The organism is Ramlibacter sp. (genome assembly GCF_050250995.1).
Classification (GTDB): Bacteria; Pseudomonadota; Gammaproteobacteria; order Burkholderiales; family Burkholderiaceae_C; genus Ramlibacter.
The window spans coordinates 22,103-36,832 of sequence record NZ_JBFWNP010000003.1 but is presented as its reverse complement, the minus strand read 5'-3'; the positions used below and the strand labels follow the sequence as shown (position 1 = coordinate 36,832).

At 68.2% G+C, this 14,730-nt stretch carries 19 protein-coding genes; 6 read left to right on the top strand and 13 right to left on the bottom strand.

The genetic code is table 11. The features are described 5' to 3' along the window. Positions 1 to 66 precede the first annotated feature (66 nt). Genes AB7E83_RS03775 through AB7E83_RS03765 form a run of 3 tightly spaced genes read left to right on the top strand, consistent with a single transcriptional unit; the run spans position 67 to position 1,609 of the window. On the top strand, positions 67 to 501 hold the full coding sequence (locus AB7E83_RS03775) for a copper chaperone PCu(A)C (protein WP_428565549.1): 435 nt from the start codon (positions 67 to 69) through the stop codon (positions 499 to 501). Beyond that, on the top strand, positions 498 to 956 hold the full coding sequence (locus tag AB7E83_RS03770; RefSeq protein WP_428565548.1) for a disulfide bond formation protein B: 459 nt from the start codon (positions 498 to 500) through the stop codon (positions 954 to 956). The genes AB7E83_RS03775 and AB7E83_RS03770 overlap by 4 nt, the downstream gene beginning before the upstream one ends. Then, positions 953 to 1,609, top strand: coding sequence for a DsbA family protein (locus AB7E83_RS03765; RefSeq protein ID WP_428565546.1), 657 nt, complete (start codon positions 953 to 955; stop codon positions 1,607 to 1,609). Before AB7E83_RS03770 ends, AB7E83_RS03765 begins: the two co-directional genes overlap by 4 nt. Positions 1,610 to 1,621: 12 nt before the next feature. Here AB7E83_RS03765 and AB7E83_RS03760 read toward each other — a convergent pair whose 3' ends face one another. Genes AB7E83_RS03760 through AB7E83_RS03750 form a run of 3 tightly spaced genes read right to left on the bottom strand, consistent with a single transcriptional unit; the run spans position 1,622 to position 4,166 of the window. Beyond that, positions 1,622 to 2,086 carry a hypothetical protein gene (locus AB7E83_RS03760; protein ID WP_428565545.1) on the bottom strand — a complete coding sequence of 155 codons (465 nt, stop codon included), beginning with the start codon at positions 2,084 to 2,086 and terminating at the stop codon, positions 1,622 to 1,624. Beyond that, complete coding sequence (locus AB7E83_RS03755; protein WP_428565543.1) at positions 2,083 to 3,483, bottom strand: heavy metal sensor histidine kinase; 1,401 nt, start codon at positions 3,481 to 3,483, stop codon at positions 2,083 to 2,085. Before AB7E83_RS03755 ends, AB7E83_RS03760 begins: the two co-directional genes overlap by 4 nt. Further along, positions 3,480 to 4,166: a heavy metal response regulator transcription factor gene (locus tag AB7E83_RS03750; protein WP_428565541.1), complete on the bottom strand. Its 687-nt coding sequence runs from the start codon at positions 4,164 to 4,166 to the stop codon at positions 3,480 to 3,482. Before AB7E83_RS03750 ends, AB7E83_RS03755 begins: the two co-directional genes overlap by 4 nt. 157 nt (positions 4,167 to 4,323) lie before the next feature. On the opposite strand from AB7E83_RS03750, the gene AB7E83_RS03745 reads away from it, so the two are divergent. Then, positions 4,324 to 4,662 (top strand): DUF4148 domain-containing protein, encoded by a 339-nt coding sequence (locus AB7E83_RS03745; RefSeq protein ID WP_428565540.1) that lies wholly within the window; start codon positions 4,324 to 4,326, stop codon positions 4,660 to 4,662. 10 nt (positions 4,663 to 4,672) lie between these two features. On the opposite strand, the gene AB7E83_RS03740 is transcribed toward AB7E83_RS03745, so the two are convergent. The 10 genes from AB7E83_RS03740 to AB7E83_RS03695 form a co-directional block, all read right to left on the bottom strand. Continuing rightward, complete coding sequence (locus AB7E83_RS03740; RefSeq protein ID WP_428565538.1) at positions 4,673 to 4,873, bottom strand: hypothetical protein; 201 nt, start codon at positions 4,871 to 4,873, stop codon at positions 4,673 to 4,675. A gap of 116 nt (positions 4,874 to 4,989) precedes the next feature. Then, complete coding sequence (locus AB7E83_RS03735) at positions 4,990 to 5,532, bottom strand: hypothetical protein (RefSeq protein WP_428565537.1); 543 nt, start codon at positions 5,530 to 5,532, stop codon at positions 4,990 to 4,992. 38 nt (positions 5,533 to 5,570) lie between these two features. Then, positions 5,571 to 6,122 carry a hypothetical protein gene (locus tag AB7E83_RS03730; protein WP_428565536.1) on the bottom strand — a complete coding sequence of 184 codons (552 nt, stop codon included), beginning with the start codon at positions 6,120 to 6,122 and terminating at the stop codon, positions 5,571 to 5,573. A gap of 78 nt (positions 6,123 to 6,200) precedes the next feature. Beyond that, positions 6,201 to 6,569 carry a hypothetical protein gene (locus AB7E83_RS03725; protein WP_428565534.1) on the bottom strand — a complete coding sequence of 123 codons (369 nt, stop codon included), beginning with the start codon at positions 6,567 to 6,569 and terminating at the stop codon, positions 6,201 to 6,203. A 35-nt stretch (positions 6,570 to 6,604) separates the two neighbouring features. After that, the gene (locus tag AB7E83_RS03720) at positions 6,605 to 6,943 is read right to left on the bottom strand and encodes a P-II family nitrogen regulator (protein ID WP_287984500.1); all 339 of its coding nucleotides are present in this window, start codon (positions 6,941 to 6,943) and stop codon (positions 6,605 to 6,607) included. After that, positions 6,940 to 10,104, bottom strand: coding sequence for an efflux RND transporter permease subunit (locus tag AB7E83_RS03715; protein WP_428565532.1), 3,165 nt, complete (start codon positions 10,102 to 10,104; stop codon positions 6,940 to 6,942). Before AB7E83_RS03715 ends, AB7E83_RS03720 begins: the two co-directional genes overlap by 4 nt. Positions 10,105 to 10,119: 15 nt before the next feature. Beyond that, positions 10,120 to 11,352: an efflux RND transporter periplasmic adaptor subunit gene (locus tag AB7E83_RS03710; RefSeq protein ID WP_428565530.1), complete on the bottom strand. Its 1,233-nt coding sequence runs from the start codon at positions 11,350 to 11,352 to the stop codon at positions 10,120 to 10,122. Then, the gene (locus AB7E83_RS03705; RefSeq protein ID WP_428565528.1) at positions 11,349 to 12,623 is read right to left on the bottom strand and encodes a TolC family protein; all 1,275 of its coding nucleotides are present in this window, start codon (positions 12,621 to 12,623) and stop codon (positions 11,349 to 11,351) included. Before AB7E83_RS03705 ends, AB7E83_RS03710 begins: the two co-directional genes overlap by 4 nt. Before the next feature lie 61 nt (positions 12,624 to 12,684). Further along, positions 12,685 to 13,095, bottom strand: a complete 411-nt coding sequence (gene czcI, locus AB7E83_RS03700; protein WP_428565526.1) for a cation efflux protein, CzcI family — start codon at positions 13,093 to 13,095, stop codon at positions 12,685 to 12,687. 148 nt (positions 13,096 to 13,243) lie between these two features. Continuing rightward, on the bottom strand, positions 13,244 to 13,537 hold the full coding sequence (locus AB7E83_RS03695; RefSeq protein WP_428565524.1) for a hypothetical protein: 294 nt from the start codon (positions 13,535 to 13,537) through the stop codon (positions 13,244 to 13,246). A 246-nt stretch (positions 13,538 to 13,783) separates the two neighbouring features. Between AB7E83_RS03695 and AB7E83_RS03690 the strand changes: the two genes are divergently transcribed. Together AB7E83_RS03690 and AB7E83_RS03685 are read left to right on the top strand one after the other, a co-directional pair. Next, positions 13,784 to 14,224, top strand: coding sequence for a hypothetical protein (locus AB7E83_RS03690; RefSeq protein ID WP_428565522.1), 441 nt, complete (start codon positions 13,784 to 13,786; stop codon positions 14,222 to 14,224). Positions 14,225 to 14,388: 164 nt separating this feature from the next. Then, positions 14,389 to 14,727 carry a hypothetical protein gene (locus AB7E83_RS03685; RefSeq protein ID WP_428565520.1) on the top strand — a complete coding sequence of 113 codons (339 nt, stop codon included), beginning with the start codon at positions 14,389 to 14,391 and terminating at the stop codon, positions 14,725 to 14,727. The last annotated feature ends 3 nt before the right edge of the window (positions 14,728 to 14,730 follow it).

Below are 14,730 nucleotides of genomic sequence, written 5' to 3'. Positions count from 1 at the left end.
GCAAGCGCCAGCAACGGATCCCGGGGCGAGAATGTCGAGATGAGCTTGCCTCTTCTGAGTCGTGTGATGTCCCACTGCCTCGCTGCGCTGCTGGCTGCGGGTGCGGCGTCGGCGGTCAATGCGCAGGTGACCGTCGATGGCGCCTGGGCGCGCGCCACCGTGCCGAACCAGTCGGCCACCGGCGCCTTCATGCTGCTGACCGCGCAGAAAGACGTCGTGCTGACGGGCGCCAGTTCGCCGGTCGCCGACATCGTCGAAGTGCACGAGATGTGGCTGGACAAGGACATCATGCGGATGCGGCCCGCCGATCGCGTGCCCTTGAAGGCCGGCCAGACCATCGAGCTGAAGTCGGGCGGCCTGCACGTCATGATGATGGACCTGAAGAAGCAGCTCAAGGCGGGCGAGCGCGTGCCCCTGACGCTCTCGTTCACGGCGGCCGACGGCAGCGTGTCGAAGGTCGAGGTGAACGCGATGGCGGGCTTCGCGCCACCGACACGATGAGCGAAGAACAGCCGGTTGCCCGGCATGGCAACAGCCGGAACGCCGCGTTCTGGACGCCGCTGTTCCTGGCCTGGCTGCTGGCGCTGCTGGCCACGGCCGGCGCGTTGTTCCTGGGCGAGGTGATGGGCAAGACGCCCTGCGTGCTGTGCTGGTACCAGCGCATCGCGATGTTCCCGCTGGTGCTGGTGCTCGGCATGGGCCTGTTCGCGTCGGATACACGCAGTGTTCGCTACGCACTGCCGCTGGCCGGCGTGGGATGGGGGATCGCCGCGTACCACCTGCTGGTCTTCTGGGGCGTGGTGTCCGAAGGGCTGGCGCCGTGCGGCAAGGGATCGTCCTGCGCCGACGCCGACGTCCAGGTGGCCGGCGTGGTGCCGATTCCTTTGCTGTCGCTGGCGGCGTTCACGGGAGTCCTGGTTGCGTTGTGGGTGGCAAGAGCGAGGGCAAGAATATGAGCAGGAAATGGATCGTGCTGGGCACCGTCGCGGCGGTGGTTCTGGCTTTCGTGGCCGGCGTCGTGGTCTTCACGAACCGCTCGAACCAGGAAGTGAAGCAGGCGGCGCAGGCGAACAGCGATGCACTGGTCAGGCCGCACTCGCCCGTCTTCGGCAATCCGGCGGCCAAGGTGACGATCGTCGAGTTCTTCGATCCGTCCTGCGAGACCTGCCGGGCCTTCTATCCGATCGTCAAGCAGATGGTCAACGCGAGCTTCGGCCAGGTCAGGCTGGTGGTGCGCTATGCACCGCTGCACCACGGGTCCGACACGGCAGTCAAGATCCTCGAGGCGGCGCGGCAGCAGGGCAAGTACTGGGAGGCGCTCGAGCGCGCCCTGGCTGCACAGCCGCAGTGGGCCGCGCATGATCGCCCGCAGCCGCAGATGATCTGGGACCTCATCGGTGACATCGGTCTCGACATGGCGAAGGCCAGGGCGGATGCCGACGGCCCGGCCGTGGCCCAGGTGTTGCGGCAGGACGTTGCCGACATGCAAGCGCTGAAGGTCGACCGGACGCCCGGCTTCTTCGTCAACGGCACACCGCTGCGTGAGTTCGGCGAGGCGCAGTTGAAGGCGCTCGTCGAGCAGGAGCTCAAGAAGGCTGGTGCGCCCTGAAAAGTCGACGGTTCAAGGGGTGATCCGCACCTGGATGTTCACGGGCTCGGCACCAGGGTTGGACCACAACCAGCAGTAGTCATGGCTCGCGCTCGGCGCGAGGCGGCCCCTTGCCGCCATGATCGCCGAGAGGCTTTCCGGGTACTTCACCGCGCCGCCCTCGTGGAAGTGGGTGTTGAATGCGACGGGCGCTTCGGATTCGAAGGCCCAGTCGAGCGCTCGTCCGGGCCGCAGCCTGGTGCACATTTCGACGAACTCGCCCGGCGGCGCCGTCAACTGGCGGACCAGAGGGCGGTCGTTCGGCAGCGTCACCTCGACGAGTTGCCGCTGCGCCGGACTGGCCTCCGCCATGCACGCAAGGACGGCGACGGACAGCAGGCGCGCTGAGCACGGCATCGAAGACTCCTCAACTCCGGCCAGTCCGATTTGGCGGCCGAGCATCGGCACTTGGATGCCGGATCGGGCCGCGGCGTTCAATGCCCCGGAGAGACGGTTGTTGCTGCGGCAGCGGCGGCTGGCGTCGACAAGGCCGGCTCGTTGGACGCCGTGTCCCGCAAGCTCATGCCGATCGACGAAATCCCGCCCGACGACGTTGCCAAGGGCCGCCCTCCGTGCATGCGCGCGATGGCTGCAACGATGGACAGTCCGAGCCCGTGGTTGCGATCGGCGTCGCTGCGCGCGGAGTCGCCGCGGTAGAAGCGATCGAACAAGCGCGGAAGATCGTCGGGCCCGATGGTGACGCCGTCGTTCACCACCTTCAGTTGCACCTCGCCTGCCGGGTCGCCAGCGATCTCCACGCGCACGGTCGATCCGCGCCGCGCGTAGCGCGTGGCGTTGCCGATCAGGTTGGACAGGGCGCGTTGCAGCAACGGGGTGTCGAAGCTGCCCTCGGCGTCGCCGACGATCTCCAGCGCCAGGCTAGCATCGACGAGTGCTGCCTCGTGGTAGTTGCACACCTGTCGCGCCAACGCGGCCAGGCTCGCCGTCGGGACGCGTCGCGCCGAGGCACCGCGATCGGCCTGCGACAGGAACAGCATGTCGTGCACGATGCCGGCGACGCGCTGCAGTTCCTCCAGGTTCGAGCCGAGCACATCGCGCAGCTCGTCGGCATCGCGGGCCTTGCGCAAGGCCAGCTCGGTGCTGCCGATCAGCGTCGCCAGCGGCGTGCAAAGCTCGTGGGCCACGTCGGCGTTGAAGCCCTCCAACTGCGCATAGGCCATCTCCAGCCTGCCGAGCAAGTCGTTGAACTGCGCGATCAGGGGCTCGAGCTCTTCCGGCTGGGCCGAGCCGTCCAGGCGGCGGTGCAGGGTGTCGGCGGCGAGCTGCCGGGTCTGGTTCACCAGATCGCGCAGTGGGCGCAGGCCCAGGCGCACGAGCAGGAAGCCGCCGGCCGATACCAGCAGCGCGCCGGCGAGCGCGGCCACCGCGAGCGTGAAGCCGATGCGGCGCAACAGCGCGGCGTCTTCGCGGATGTCCAGCGCCAGTACGGCATCGAGCGAGCCTTGCTCCGGCGCCGGCGCGGGCAGTGCGAACCGTGCGACGCGCACGTCGCCTGTCGGTACGGGCGAGGAGCGTCGATAGAACTCCGATCCATCGGTGGCGCGCGTCAAGGCCAGAGCCATGTCGGGATGGCCGATGAAGAAGTCGTCGAGCTTGTGCTTCAGCGTGACCACGTCACCGTCGTGCGACGACTCCGCGAGCAGATGCCGAAGCTGCACCTGCTTCTGCACCAGTTCCTCCGACTGGCGGGCCTGGAAGCCCAGATGCGTGGCGCCGTAGACCGCCGCGCACACCACGACCAGGCCGGCCAGGCTCTGCAAGGCCAGCCAGTAAGACAGCCGGCGGCCGAGCGACCCGATGCGGCTGCGGCTCATTCGTCGCGCGACTCCAGCACGTAGCCCATGCCACGCACGGTGTGCAGCAAGGTGCGCTCGAAGGGGGCATCGAGCTTGTTGCGCAGGCGGCGGATGGCGACGTCGATGACGTTCGTCGCGCTGTCGAAGTTCATGTCCCACACCTGCTCGGCGATCTCGGTGCGCGACAGCACCTCGCCCTGCCGGCGCACGAACAGCGCGAGCAGGCCGAACTCCTGCGCGGTGAGTTCGAGCCTGCGTCCGGCCCGGACCGCCTTGCGGCGGATCAGGTCGATCTCGAGATCGGCCAGCCCGAGCACGGTCGCGCCGTCGGTGGCGCGGGCCGGGCGTGCGCGGCGCAGCAGCACCTGGATGCGTGCCAGCAGTTCGGAGAAAGCGAAGGGCTTGACGAGGTAGTCGTCGGCGCCGCCCTGCAGCCCGCGCACGCGGTCCTCGACCCGCACGCGGGCCGTGAGCATCAGCACCGGCGTCTGCTTGCTCTGCCGCAGCGCCGCGAGCAGGCCCAGGCCGTCGATGCCGGGCAGCATGCCGTCCAGCACGATCAGTTCGTAGTCGGACTCCATCGCGAGGTGCAGGCCATCGACACCGTTGTGGGCGAGGTCCACCACGAAGCCTTCCTCGGTCAGCCCCTTGCGCAGGTACTCGGCCAGCTTGACCTCGTCGTCGATCACCAGCAGCTTCATGCGCGCGGAACCTTGATGCGGCAGCGCGGCCAGCCTGTCCAAACTGTCATCGGTTCGACCCGTTTCTGTTGGTGCGCGGTTTCTAGATTGGCGGTCATGCCGTCAGGCATCCCGCGGCAGCTTGCTTGCGGGAACCCCCAGCCAAGGAATAGACACCATGCGCTTCGACAAGTTCGCCCTCGCCACCGTCGCCGTCATCTCCACCCTCGCGCTGCCCGGGCTGGCACAGGCTGCCTCGATCTATCACGCCACCGGCGGCGAGGCGGGGTTCACGTACCACCCGGATCACGCCACGAACGGCAAGGCACGCGCCGAAGTGCTGGCCGAACTCGAGGCCGCGCGCAAGGACGGCACGCTGGCACTGATCCAGCGCGGTGCGCCCCTGCCGATCAAGAACGCCGGCCCCGCCAAGACGCGCCAACAGGTCATTGACGAGATGCGCAACGAGTCGCCCGAACAGCGCCGGGCGCGCATGGAACTGACGGCCGGCGGCTGAGCATCGGGCCTCATCCGCGGCGGCGGGGAGGACTCTTGACGGAGCCACCGCGCCGCTTGCGCTTCGCGGCGCCCTGGTTCTTCGCGAGTCGCTGTTCCAGGCGCTGGCTGTAGCTGCGCTCGGGCTCGGGGACCGGGGGCGGATGGCGCTTGCGCCAGTACCGGTAGGCAAACCACGCCACGACACCGGCGACGAGAAAGCCCAGCCACACCAGGCGATCGTCTGGGCCAGGGCGGTGTCGAGATACTTTCGACCCATGCCAGGTCATCGAACGGGAATCGAAGGAACTGCGGGAACGCAACCGACAGCCGCCCGACGCGCCGTCCCTCATCCGACATCGGCCACGAGCCGCAGCGACATCGCACGTTGGCGGGATTCCGCGGCGTCGCCGCGTTCGAGTCGGTAGTTGCTGCCCCACACCCAGACGCTGCCGATCACCTCGACAAAGACCACTTCCCCGGCGGCGCCGGCGATGTCCAGGGTGGCAGAGCCCTCCGGCCACGTGACTGCGAGGCGGTGACTGCCTGCAGGCAAGCGCCAGCGCGCGAAGGACTCAGGCACCGTATCGACTGCCGATGCACCACCGCTGTCGACCCTCACCACGTTCTTGGCATCGCCCCAGCGTTTGCGAACCAGGTAGACCGTCAGCTTGCCCGGTGCGGGTTCAAAGCGCTTCGCATCGGCCTCGATCGATTCCGAAGGGATCGGCACCGGCGTGCAAGTCAGCGTCGGGCGATAGCTCTTGCCGATGCGGAAGCAGTACGTGCCGTCGGCATTCGCCGGCCGCAAGGGCTTGGTCATGCAGCCTGCCGTCAGCAGCGCGGAGCCGCCCACGGCGAAGAGCAGGGCGCGGCGGCGTGCGAGATTCATAGTGCTTCCCCTTCGGTTCAGTTGAGCGGGTGCCGTTTTCAGCGCGGCGCAGAGCTGGTCCAATGCGCGTCCGCGACCAGCCTTGTCGTGCGCGCGCGCAGCTTCGCCCCGGCGGGATCAGCGTCCGACCAGTGGTAGGGACGATCCAGTGGCACTGACGATCCCGCGAGTTCGACGATGCGCAGTTCGCCAGCCTCACCAGTGACGGCGAAGCCGTGAACCCGCTCGTTCCACTCGAAAGCGAGTTGGTGCGTGCCGGGCGCCAGGCGGAGCCGGATGAGCGAGCGCGGCAGCGTCCCGATCTGCGAGTCCCCATCGACGCTGACGGTGAGCGGCCGAACCGCGTCCACCCAGGCGGATCGCACCACGTACACCGTGAGCACGCCGGGCGTCGCCTCGAAACGCTTGGCGTCGGCTTCCGCCGCCGCCGAGGGCACGGGCTCGGGCGTGCAGACCGTGCGCTTCGTGCGCAGCGTCGACATGCAGTAGGTGCGGCCGTCGGCGGGGCGCGGTTCGGGTGCGCTGGCGCAGCCTGTCAAGATTCCTGACGAGGCAAGGGCTCCCAGCAAGAGTTGTCTGCGCGAGACCATCGGGTTCTCCTGATCAGTACTTGTGCGTGGTGCGGGGCGCCGCCGGAGCGACTCGGCGCCGATGCCGGGGAACGCGGCCTACTTCAACGTGAACCGCGCAGCCACGGCTGGCTTCCCGTTCAAGGCCACGTCTGCAAGCACCTTGGTGCCGGCGCCGACCTTGAAGCTGCCCTTGGCTTCGAGCTTGTCGCCGGCCAGCGCCAGTGGCGCCTCGGTCTTCTCGTTGCCGTTGAACACCGTGACCTTGCCGGTGGCGCTGGTCAGCTTCATCGCCTTGCCGTGGTCGCTGACGTGGATGACGATCGAGTCGGCCTTGGCGACGAGTTCCATGTCACCAGCCTTGGTTTCGACGACGACGCCGCCATGCTTGGGCTTGTGGTCTTCGGCGGCGAAGGCAGGCGCCGCAGCGACGGCGGCGAACAGGAGGGTCGCGAAGAAGTGCTTCATGGTGCTTCCTTGGTGGGTTGAATGAACAGTGGGCTTCAGTGAATGGGCGTCGCGCTGACCACGTCGATGACGGTGATCCAGCCCGCGACGGACTGGCCGGTCCGGGCTGCGGCCATGAGTGCGGCCGAGAGGGATTCGACCTCGCCGTCCTCGCACAGCAGTTCCAGCTTGTATTCATTGATGACCTCGTCGCCGAGGTCCATCGAGTAGTGCTTCTCGTCGCTGTCCAGCGCCAGCAGCGAGCCCTTGACGACGTAGACGGCGAGGTTGTGGCGGCGGCCACTGCGCTCGCCGCCCCAGGCCGGGCTGTCCTTGAGTGCCGCTATCACGTCGGCGATGCGGCTTGCGTGCACGTAGGCCTTGATTTCCTTCATGGCGTCTCCTGGGTGGGTTGCGGTGCGGCGATGGCTTGCGGTGGTTCGGCGTCCTCGGCCGCGTCACGCGCGCGCTGCTTCGCTTCGGCGCGCGACTCGGACCATTCGTAGATCAGCGGCAGCAGCAGCAGCGTCAGCAGCGTCGAGGTGATCAGGCCGCCGATCACCACGGTGGCCAGCGGCCGCTGGGTCTCGGCGCCGACGCCTGTGGACAGCAGCATCGGCACGAGGCCAAGAATTGCCACCGACGCCGTCATCAGCACCGGCCGCAGGCGCAGCGCGGCGCCTTGGCGCACGGCGTCGCGGATCGACAGGCCGTGCTTGCGCTGGTCGTTGAGGAACGAGACCAGCACGATGCCGTTCAGCATCGCCACCCCGAACACCGCGATGAAGCCGATCGCCGACGGCACCGACAGGTACTGCCCGGTGATGAACAGCCCGACGATGCCGCCGATGATCGCGAACGGCACGTTGGCGATGATCAGCGTGGCATGGCGTACCGAGTTGAACGCCGTGTACAGCAGGATGAAGATCAGACCGATGGTCAGCGGCACGATCACGCCCAGGCGTTCCATCGCGCGCTGCTGGTTGTCGAAGGCACCACCCCATTCCACCCAGTAGCCGGTGGGCATCTTCACCTTCGCCTGGATCGCGGCATTGGCGTCCTTGACGAAGCTGTCCACGTCGCGGCCCTGCACGTCCATCTGCAGCACCGCATAGCGCTGCAGCGCTTCGCGCCGGACGAAGGTGTAGCCCTCGGCGAGCTCGATCTTCGCCACCTGGGCAAAGGGCACGATCGCGCCTTCGGACGTGCGGATCGGGATCGCCGCGATGGCCGACGGGCTGTTGCGGAACTCCTCGGGCAGCCGCACCGCGATCTCGAAGCGGCGCGTGCCGTCGATCAGCGTCGAGACCGCTTCGCCGCCGATACCAGCCTGCACGATGGCGAGGATGTCGTCGGCGTTCAGGCCATAGCGGGCCGCCGCCTGGCGGTCCACCTTGATGACCATCTGCGGCTTGCCCTTGTTGGCCTCGGCCGACAGGTCCGCCACGCCGGGCACTGCCCCGACCACGCCCTTGAGCTGCGCGGACAGTTCCTCGAGCTTGTCCAGGTCCTCGCCGTAGACCTTCAGCGCCAGCGTCGCGCGAACGCCGGAGATCAGTTCCTCCACGCGCATCTGGATCGGCTGGGTGGCGCCGAACACCGCGGTCTGCACCTCGCCTTCGAGGAACTCCTGCATCTCCCGGCCGAGCGCGGCATATGACTGTTTCGTCGGCCACTCGTCCTTGGGCTTCATGTCCAGCAGGACTTCCATGTAGTTCACGTCGGCCGTCTCGCCCTTCTCGGCGCGGCCGATGGTGGCCAGCACCGAGTTCACCTGCGGGTACTTCTTGCGCAGGGCGGCGTCCATGACATTGGCCACGCGGATCGACTCGTCCAGCGAGGTCGACGGGATGCCAACGACGCGGAACATGATCGCGTCTTCCTGCAGCGTCGGCATGAACTCCTTGCCGAGCAGCGGGAAGAGGGCGAGCGCGCCGACGAGCAACGCGATCGCCGCGCCGATCACCGTCTTCTTGCGGTCGAGCGCCCAGTCCAGCAGCGGCAGGTAGAGCTTCTTCGCGCCGCGCACCAGCCAGGTGTCCTTCTCCTCTTTGGGCTTGAGGATCAGCGCCGCCAGCACCGGCACCAGCGTCAGCGACAGCAGCAACGAGCCGGCCATCGCGAAGGTGATGGTCAAGGCCATCGGCTTGAACAGCTTGCCTTCCAGCCCCGTCAGCGAGAACAGCGGCAGGAACACGACGATGATGATCATGATCGCGAAGGCGATCGGGTTCGCCACCTCGCGCGCCGCTTCGAGCACCACATGGGTCCGGTTGATCGGCCGGCCCGACTCGCGGGCATGCGCGAGCAGACGGAAGGCGTTCTCGACCATCACCACCGCACCGTCGACCATCATGCCGATGCCGATGGCCAGCCCGGCCAGCGACATCAGGTTGGCCGACATGCCGAAGCGCTGCATGCAGATGAACGCGAACAGCATCGCCAGCGGCAACGTGACGATCACGACGATGGCTGAGCGGAACTCGCCGAGAAAGAGGAACAGGATCACCGCGACCAGGATCGAGCCTTCGATCAGCGCGTTGGTCGAGGTCGCCAGCGCCTTGTCGACGATCTCGGTGCGGTCGTAGACCGCCTTCAGCTCGATGCCCTTGGGCAGCGCGGCTTGCGCGATGGCCAGTTTCTCTTTGACCGCCTGGACCACCGTTGCGGCGTTTTCGTTGATGCGCGCCAGCGCGATGCCAAGCACCGTCTCCTGACCGTTGCGCGTGACGGCGCCGAAGCGCACCGCCGGCGCCTCCTTCACGTCGGCGATGTCGCGCACGTAGATCGGCGCGCCGTTGCGCTCGGCCACGACGATGGTGCCGATGTCGGCCGCGTTGCTGACCAGGCCCAGACCGCGCACCAGGTACTGCTCGACGCCGATGTTGAGGAACTGGCCGCCGACCTGCTTGTTGTTGGCGGCCAGCCGCTCCATCACCTCCTTGAAGGACAGCCCGTACTTGACCAGGCGCCGAGGGTCGATCTGCACCTGGTACTGCTTCTCCAGTCCGCCCCAGGTCGTCACGTCGTCGACGCCCGCCGCCGTGCGAAGGATCAGCCGCACGGTCCAGTCCTGCAGCGTGCGCAGGTCCATCGCGCTGAGCTTCTTGTCGGCGTCCTCGATCGTGTACCAGAACACCTGGCCCAGGCCCGAGCTGTTGGGGCCGAGCTCCGGCTCGCCGTAGCCCTCGGGCAGGCGGCCTTTCACCTCCTGCAGCTTCTCGCCCACCAGGCGGCGCGCGAAGTAGATGTCGACGTTGTCCTTGAAGTACACGCCGACGTAGGACAGTCCGAACAGCGACACCGAGCGCACGACTTCCACGTCCGCGAGGCCCGCCATCGCGGCTTCGATCGGAACGGTGAGCAGCTTCTCGATGTCCTCGGCGGCGACGCCGGGGGACTCGGTATAGATGTTCACCTGGGCCGGCGTCACGTCGGGGAAGGCGTCCACCGGCACCTGCCGGTAGGCCATGGCCCCGAGGCCGACCAGCACGGCGAAGGCCACCAGCACCAGCACCTTGTAGCGCAGGCTGGCATCAACGATTGCATTGAGCATGGTCCGTGGTCCTTCTCAATGCCCGTGGCCGAGCTGGGATTTCAGCTTGCGTGCCTTGAGCGCGTAGGCCCCGGAGGTGACGACCTGGTCGCCGGCCTTGATGCCCGACTTGAGCAACGTGCGGCCACCGACACGCTCGCCCGGCTCGACCTGGCGCGCCTCGTACGCCCCCTGCTCATAGACGAAGACAGTCGGCTGGCCCTCCAGCAGCACGATGGCCGCATCCGGCAAGCTGATGACATCGCGCTTGTCGCCGCCCGCCTCGATGGTCGCGGTGGCGAACATCTCGGGCTTCAGGCGGCCATCCGCATTGGCGACCTCGATGCGGGCCGCGATCGTGCGGGTGTCCTTGTCGAGCATCGCGCCGATGTGGCCCACGCGCCCGCTGAAGGTCTCGCCAGGGTAGGCCGGCACCGTCACCTTGGCGTTGGCCCCCAGCCGGACCTTGGCCAGCGCAGCCTCGGGCAGGTCGGCCTGGATCCAGACGCGGCTCAGATCGGCGATGGTGAACATCGCCTCGCTCGGGCTGCCCAGTTCGCCCAGCGTCACCTTTTTCTCGATCACGGTGCCGGCAAACGGCGCGGTGACGGCGAAGCCGGCAACGCCGCTGCTGCTGGCCGCCTGTGCGCCGCCGAGCAGGCGCAGCCGGTCGGCGGCGTTGCGCACCGCGGCGGCCGCCTTGTCGCGGTCGGCCTGGGCGCGCAGGAAGTCCTTGCGCGGGATGATCTCCTCGGCATTCAGCGACTCGGCGCGCTTGAAATCGGCCTCGGCGATGCGCAGCTCGGCCTGGGACTGAACCCAGGTGGCGTGCGCCTCGGCGACATCGACGCTGTCGAGCGTGGCCAGCGTCTGCCCGGCGCGCACGCGGTCACCCAGCTTCGCCGGCGCCGAGGTGATGCGGCCTTCGATGCGCGGCGCGACGCGGGCCAGACGGTCCTGGTCGGGCCGGATCGTCGCGGTCACCTGGATCGTCTCGCCGAGCGCTTCGGCCTTGATCGCCTCGACCTTCACGCCGGCGCGTTCCGCCTCCTCGGCGGTGAGGGTCAGTTCCTCGGCGCCTTCCTTGTGCTCGTCCTTCTTTTCGCCGGCATGCTCGGCATGCTTGTCGCCTTCGGCGGCATGTTCGTCCTTGGCTCCGCCCTTGCCGCAGGCGGCGAGCGAGAGAGCGACGGCCAGCGCCAGGGCGACATTCGTCGCCAGCCCGGCCAGGCGCTTCGGACGCCCCGCGTCGTCTTGCAGCGTGATCATCGTGCGCTTCCTTCCTGCGACCAGCCGGCCGCGTTTTCGAGTTCGATTCGGGTGGTGTGGAATTCGGCCAGCGCGTCGTTCAGATCGCGTTCGGCGTCGAGCGCCTGGCGATTGACGAGCAGCTGGTCGAGCAGGCCGATCTGGCCGGCCTGCCGCGACTTCGCGGCGAGCTGCTGGTTGTCGGCCGAGGCGGCGACCATCGCGCGCTGCAGGCGCGCCACGCGCTCGCGCTGGCTGTCCAGGCGGCTCCAGAGGCGGCGCACCTGGGCCTGGCCGTCGCGCGTCGCGGCGGCACGTTCGATCTCTGCCTGCGTCGCATCGCTCATGGCCTGGCCGATGGCCGCGTCGTTGCGCTTGAAGAGTGGCAGCGGCACGGAGAGCGTCAGCGTCGTGACGCGCTCGCGGCCGTCGGCCGGGCCCTCGCGGCCGACGTTCAGCCCGACCGTCACGTCCGGGTAGCGGCTGGCCCGTTCGACGCCGATCCGGGCCCGGGCAGCGTCTTCGCGTGCGGCCAGCGCGCGCTGCCTGGGCAAGGCCTGCGCCGATGCCAGCAGTTGATCGAGGCCGTAGGGCAGGGGCGCGCCATTCGGCACGCCAAGGTCACCGACCACCTCCGGCACGGCCGACGGCGGCAACTGCAGGGCGGTGGCGAGTTCGGCCTTGGCGTCCTGCAGATGCTCCTGCGACACCGCCAGCGCGTTGCGGGCGCGTTCGGCCTCGATCAGGGCGACGTTGGCATCCAGGCGCGTGTCCTCGCCGGCGCTGCGCCGCTTGGCCACCGCCTGCGCGGTGCCGTCGAACAGCTCGACCGAACGTTGTTCGAGCCGCACCCGCCGCTGCGCGGCAAGCACCGCGTGGAACCGCAGGGACGCTTCGGCGCGTGCCTGGCGCCGTGCATCCTCGATCTCGGCGCGCAAGGCCTCCAGCGATGCGGATGCGGCCTCGCGGCGCCGCGCCTGCTGGCCCCCGATCTCGATCGGCTGCGCGATGCCCAGGCCCCACTCGCGGGCGTTGCCATCGGGAGTCGCGGCGCTGCGTCGCGTGCGCTCGACGCTGAGTTCGGGGTTGTTGAAGAGCAGTGACGCCGCTTCGCGGCGGCTGCCTTCGGCGGCCGCCAATTGGGCCTCGCGCGCACGTACGGCGGGACTGGCGGTTTCGGCCAGCCGCAGCGCCTCGGCAAGCGTCAGCGGGCCTGAGCCCGCGGTCTGCGCACTCGCGGGAACGGTCGAGGCAGCCAGCACGAAGGCCAGCGCCAGGAGTGGGAATCGCATCGAATCATCCTTCTGGTCTCACGACAGAAGCGATTCGCCGGCGATGTGGAGGTGTCGTCAGTCAGTCCGCGAGCGAGACCATCACCACGTCGCCGCCGGATCGCGCGGCGGGGGTGGCATGGGCTCGATCCGGGCGCAGGGGGCTGGCCGGAATGTGGGAGTCGTAACGAGGTTCCGGCTGTCTCATGACGTCGCCGTGGGGCAGAGCGTCGACAGCGGAGGTTGCAGCAGGCATGAACGCGGAACAGCCCAGATGGCAGGTTTCGCAGTCCGTGTGATATGCGCCCGCAGTGTCGTCAGCATCCTCGGTGGCCGATGCGATCTCGCCATCGGCCTGATGCTTGTGTTCATGGTGGCCGAAGTGCTTCTTGGTCGAGACACCGGTTTCGTGCGCGCAATACGGTGCCGCCGCGCCCCAGACCAACTGGAACGGCACGACGAACAACAGAAAAGCGAACACCCAACGACGCATGATTCAGATTCTAGACTGGCAGTGTCGGGCCCGGCCCACGGCACTGGCAGGGCAAACCGCGACATTTTCCGATTCAGCATGGACTGCTGCTTCGAGCTTGATTGAGCCGAGCGGTCCGAAGCCGGTCAGGCGGAGGGGCGGCCGTGGTTCACAGGCGCTTGGCGAACGCCATCGGGATGCCGGACAACGCGCGATCGGGCCCTGATGTCCGTTCGGACCGCGTCGAAACGCCGTGACGTGTTGCCGTCGCCATCGGCACCCCCGACAGCGTCGTCGGCTGCATCAGGGTGTTGGAAGGCGTGCGGGCGTCGAGCCGTTTGGCGACGTTCATCGAGACGCCAGTGAACGGCGCGTCCGACGCCGCAGGCGCCGCGTGCGCGTAGGTACCCAGCGCCAGCGTCAGGGGCAGGGCAAGGGTCAGAATGAGGGCAGTGGATTGCATGGTGATCGGTCCGGCAGGACGGGGCGCCGACACGCGACGGTGCCGAACCCGCGTCGGGTTTGGAGACCGGCCGCAATCTACGGAGCGGTACTCAACAGAACTCTGTCGGGAACATGACAGGCCTGTCATCTTTCGTCGCCGCACGTTTGAGTCGATGACACGGTATCGTGCGAACTCGCGGCTTTTGACCTTCTGGCGATTTGGCCGCCGTGCTCCAAGAATGACGGGCTGCTGTAAAATTCAAGTATGGGTTTGTTGGTCAGAACGCTTCTGATTTGGTTGCTGGTGTTGGCAGTTCCTGCGCAAGGGGCTGCCGCCGCGACCATGGCGTTCTGCGGCCCGAATCACCATGGTGGCGAGTCGGCGTCGACTCGCTCCGAGCTGAGTTGGAACGCTTCCGAGCATTCGCATCATGGCGATGCCGCGCCTGCGCAGGTGGTCGATGCTGACGCAGCGGCCGATGCGGCCATCGCCGACGATGCGTCGGTGATGGTGAAGGTCAGCCATGCGGCCAAGCAGAAGTGCAGTGCCTGCGCCTCCTGCTGCTCGCTGGGTGCCATCCTGACCACGGTGCCGGTCATTCCGGCCACCGACTCGGCCCCGACGGTGTTCACCACCGTCGTGCCCACCGTCGACGCGTTCGCCGCCGACGGCCCTGACCGCCCCCCTCGAAACGTCCTCGCGTAACTGGCCCGGGCTGACGCGCGTGTAGCGACGCGCGGCCCTGCGCCAGGTGCCGTTCCGTCCCCGCCGCGGCTGCGGCAGGGGGCGTCCCCAGACGTTCACGCGAGGATTTCATGGTCCCAATCCCCACGCTCCGACGCAGGCCGCGCGCCCTGCCGAGCCTGCTTTTGACGGCGCTCCTGGCCGCGCAGGCACAGGCGCAGCCCACCACCACTACCGCCGCCCGCCCTGATCCGCTGGACCCGAAGGCCCAAGTGCCCGCGATGCGCTATGAGTCGTCGCTCGGGCAGTCTCGTCGCAGCGGCGATGACAAGCCCTTGGCCTGGCGCGATGCCAACGATGCGGTTGCACGCATCGGTGGCTGGCGGGTCTATGCCCGGGAGGCGCAGCAACCCGATGCCCCTCCATCGACGCCGCCGGCCGTAGCACCGGCGCAGTCCCCGGCCTCGACACCAGCGGCCGCCACCAAGCCGGCGCCTGCCGGTCATGGCGGTCACAAGCCATGAAGG

Excerpts from the sequence above, each read along its gene's own strand:
- AB7E83_RS03775 (WP_428565549.1), top strand. The coding sequence starts at position 67 with ATGTCCCACTGCCTCGCTGCGCTGCTGGCTGCGGGTGCGGCGTCGGCG.
- AB7E83_RS03770 (WP_428565548.1), top strand. The coding sequence starts at position 498 with ATGAGCGAAGAACAGCCGGTTGCCCGGCATGGCAACAGCCGGAACGCC.
- AB7E83_RS03765 (WP_428565546.1), top strand. The coding sequence starts at position 953 with ATGAGCAGGAAATGGATCGTGCTGGGCACCGTCGCGGCGGTGGTTCTG.
- AB7E83_RS03755 (WP_428565543.1), bottom strand. The coding sequence starts at position 3,483 with ATGAGCCGCAGCCGCATCGGGTCGCTCGGCCGCCGGCTGTCTTACTGG.
- AB7E83_RS03750 (WP_428565541.1), bottom strand. The coding sequence starts at position 4,166 with ATGAAGCTGCTGGTGATCGACGACGAGGTCAAGCTGGCCGAGTACCTG.
- AB7E83_RS03745 (WP_428565540.1), top strand. The coding sequence starts at position 4,324 with ATGCGCTTCGACAAGTTCGCCCTCGCCACCGTCGCCGTCATCTCCACC.
- AB7E83_RS03735 (WP_428565537.1), bottom strand. The coding sequence starts at position 5,532 with ATGAATCTCGCACGCCGCCGCGCCCTGCTCTTCGCCGTGGGCGGCTCC.
- AB7E83_RS03730 (WP_428565536.1), bottom strand. The coding sequence starts at position 6,122 with ATGGTCTCGCGCAGACAACTCTTGCTGGGAGCCCTTGCCTCGTCAGGA.
- AB7E83_RS03725 (WP_428565534.1), bottom strand. The coding sequence starts at position 6,569 with ATGAAGCACTTCTTCGCGACCCTCCTGTTCGCCGCCGTCGCTGCGGCG.
- AB7E83_RS03720 (WP_287984500.1), bottom strand. The coding sequence starts at position 6,943 with ATGAAGGAAATCAAGGCCTACGTGCACGCAAGCCGCATCGCCGACGTG.
- AB7E83_RS03715 (WP_428565532.1), bottom strand. The coding sequence starts at position 10,104 with ATGCTCAATGCAATCGTTGATGCCAGCCTGCGCTACAAGGTGCTGGTG.
- AB7E83_RS03710 (WP_428565530.1), bottom strand. The coding sequence starts at position 11,352 with ATGATCACGCTGCAAGACGACGCGGGGCGTCCGAAGCGCCTGGCCGGG.
- AB7E83_RS03705 (WP_428565528.1), bottom strand. The coding sequence starts at position 12,623 with ATGCGATTCCCACTCCTGGCGCTGGCCTTCGTGCTGGCTGCCTCGACC.
- czcI (WP_428565526.1), bottom strand. The coding sequence starts at position 13,095 with ATGCGTCGTTGGGTGTTCGCTTTTCTGTTGTTCGTCGTGCCGTTCCAG.
- AB7E83_RS03695 (WP_428565524.1), bottom strand. The coding sequence starts at position 13,537 with ATGCAATCCACTGCCCTCATTCTGACCCTTGCCCTGCCCCTGACGCTG.
- AB7E83_RS03690 (WP_428565522.1), top strand. The coding sequence starts at position 13,784 with ATGGGTTTGTTGGTCAGAACGCTTCTGATTTGGTTGCTGGTGTTGGCA.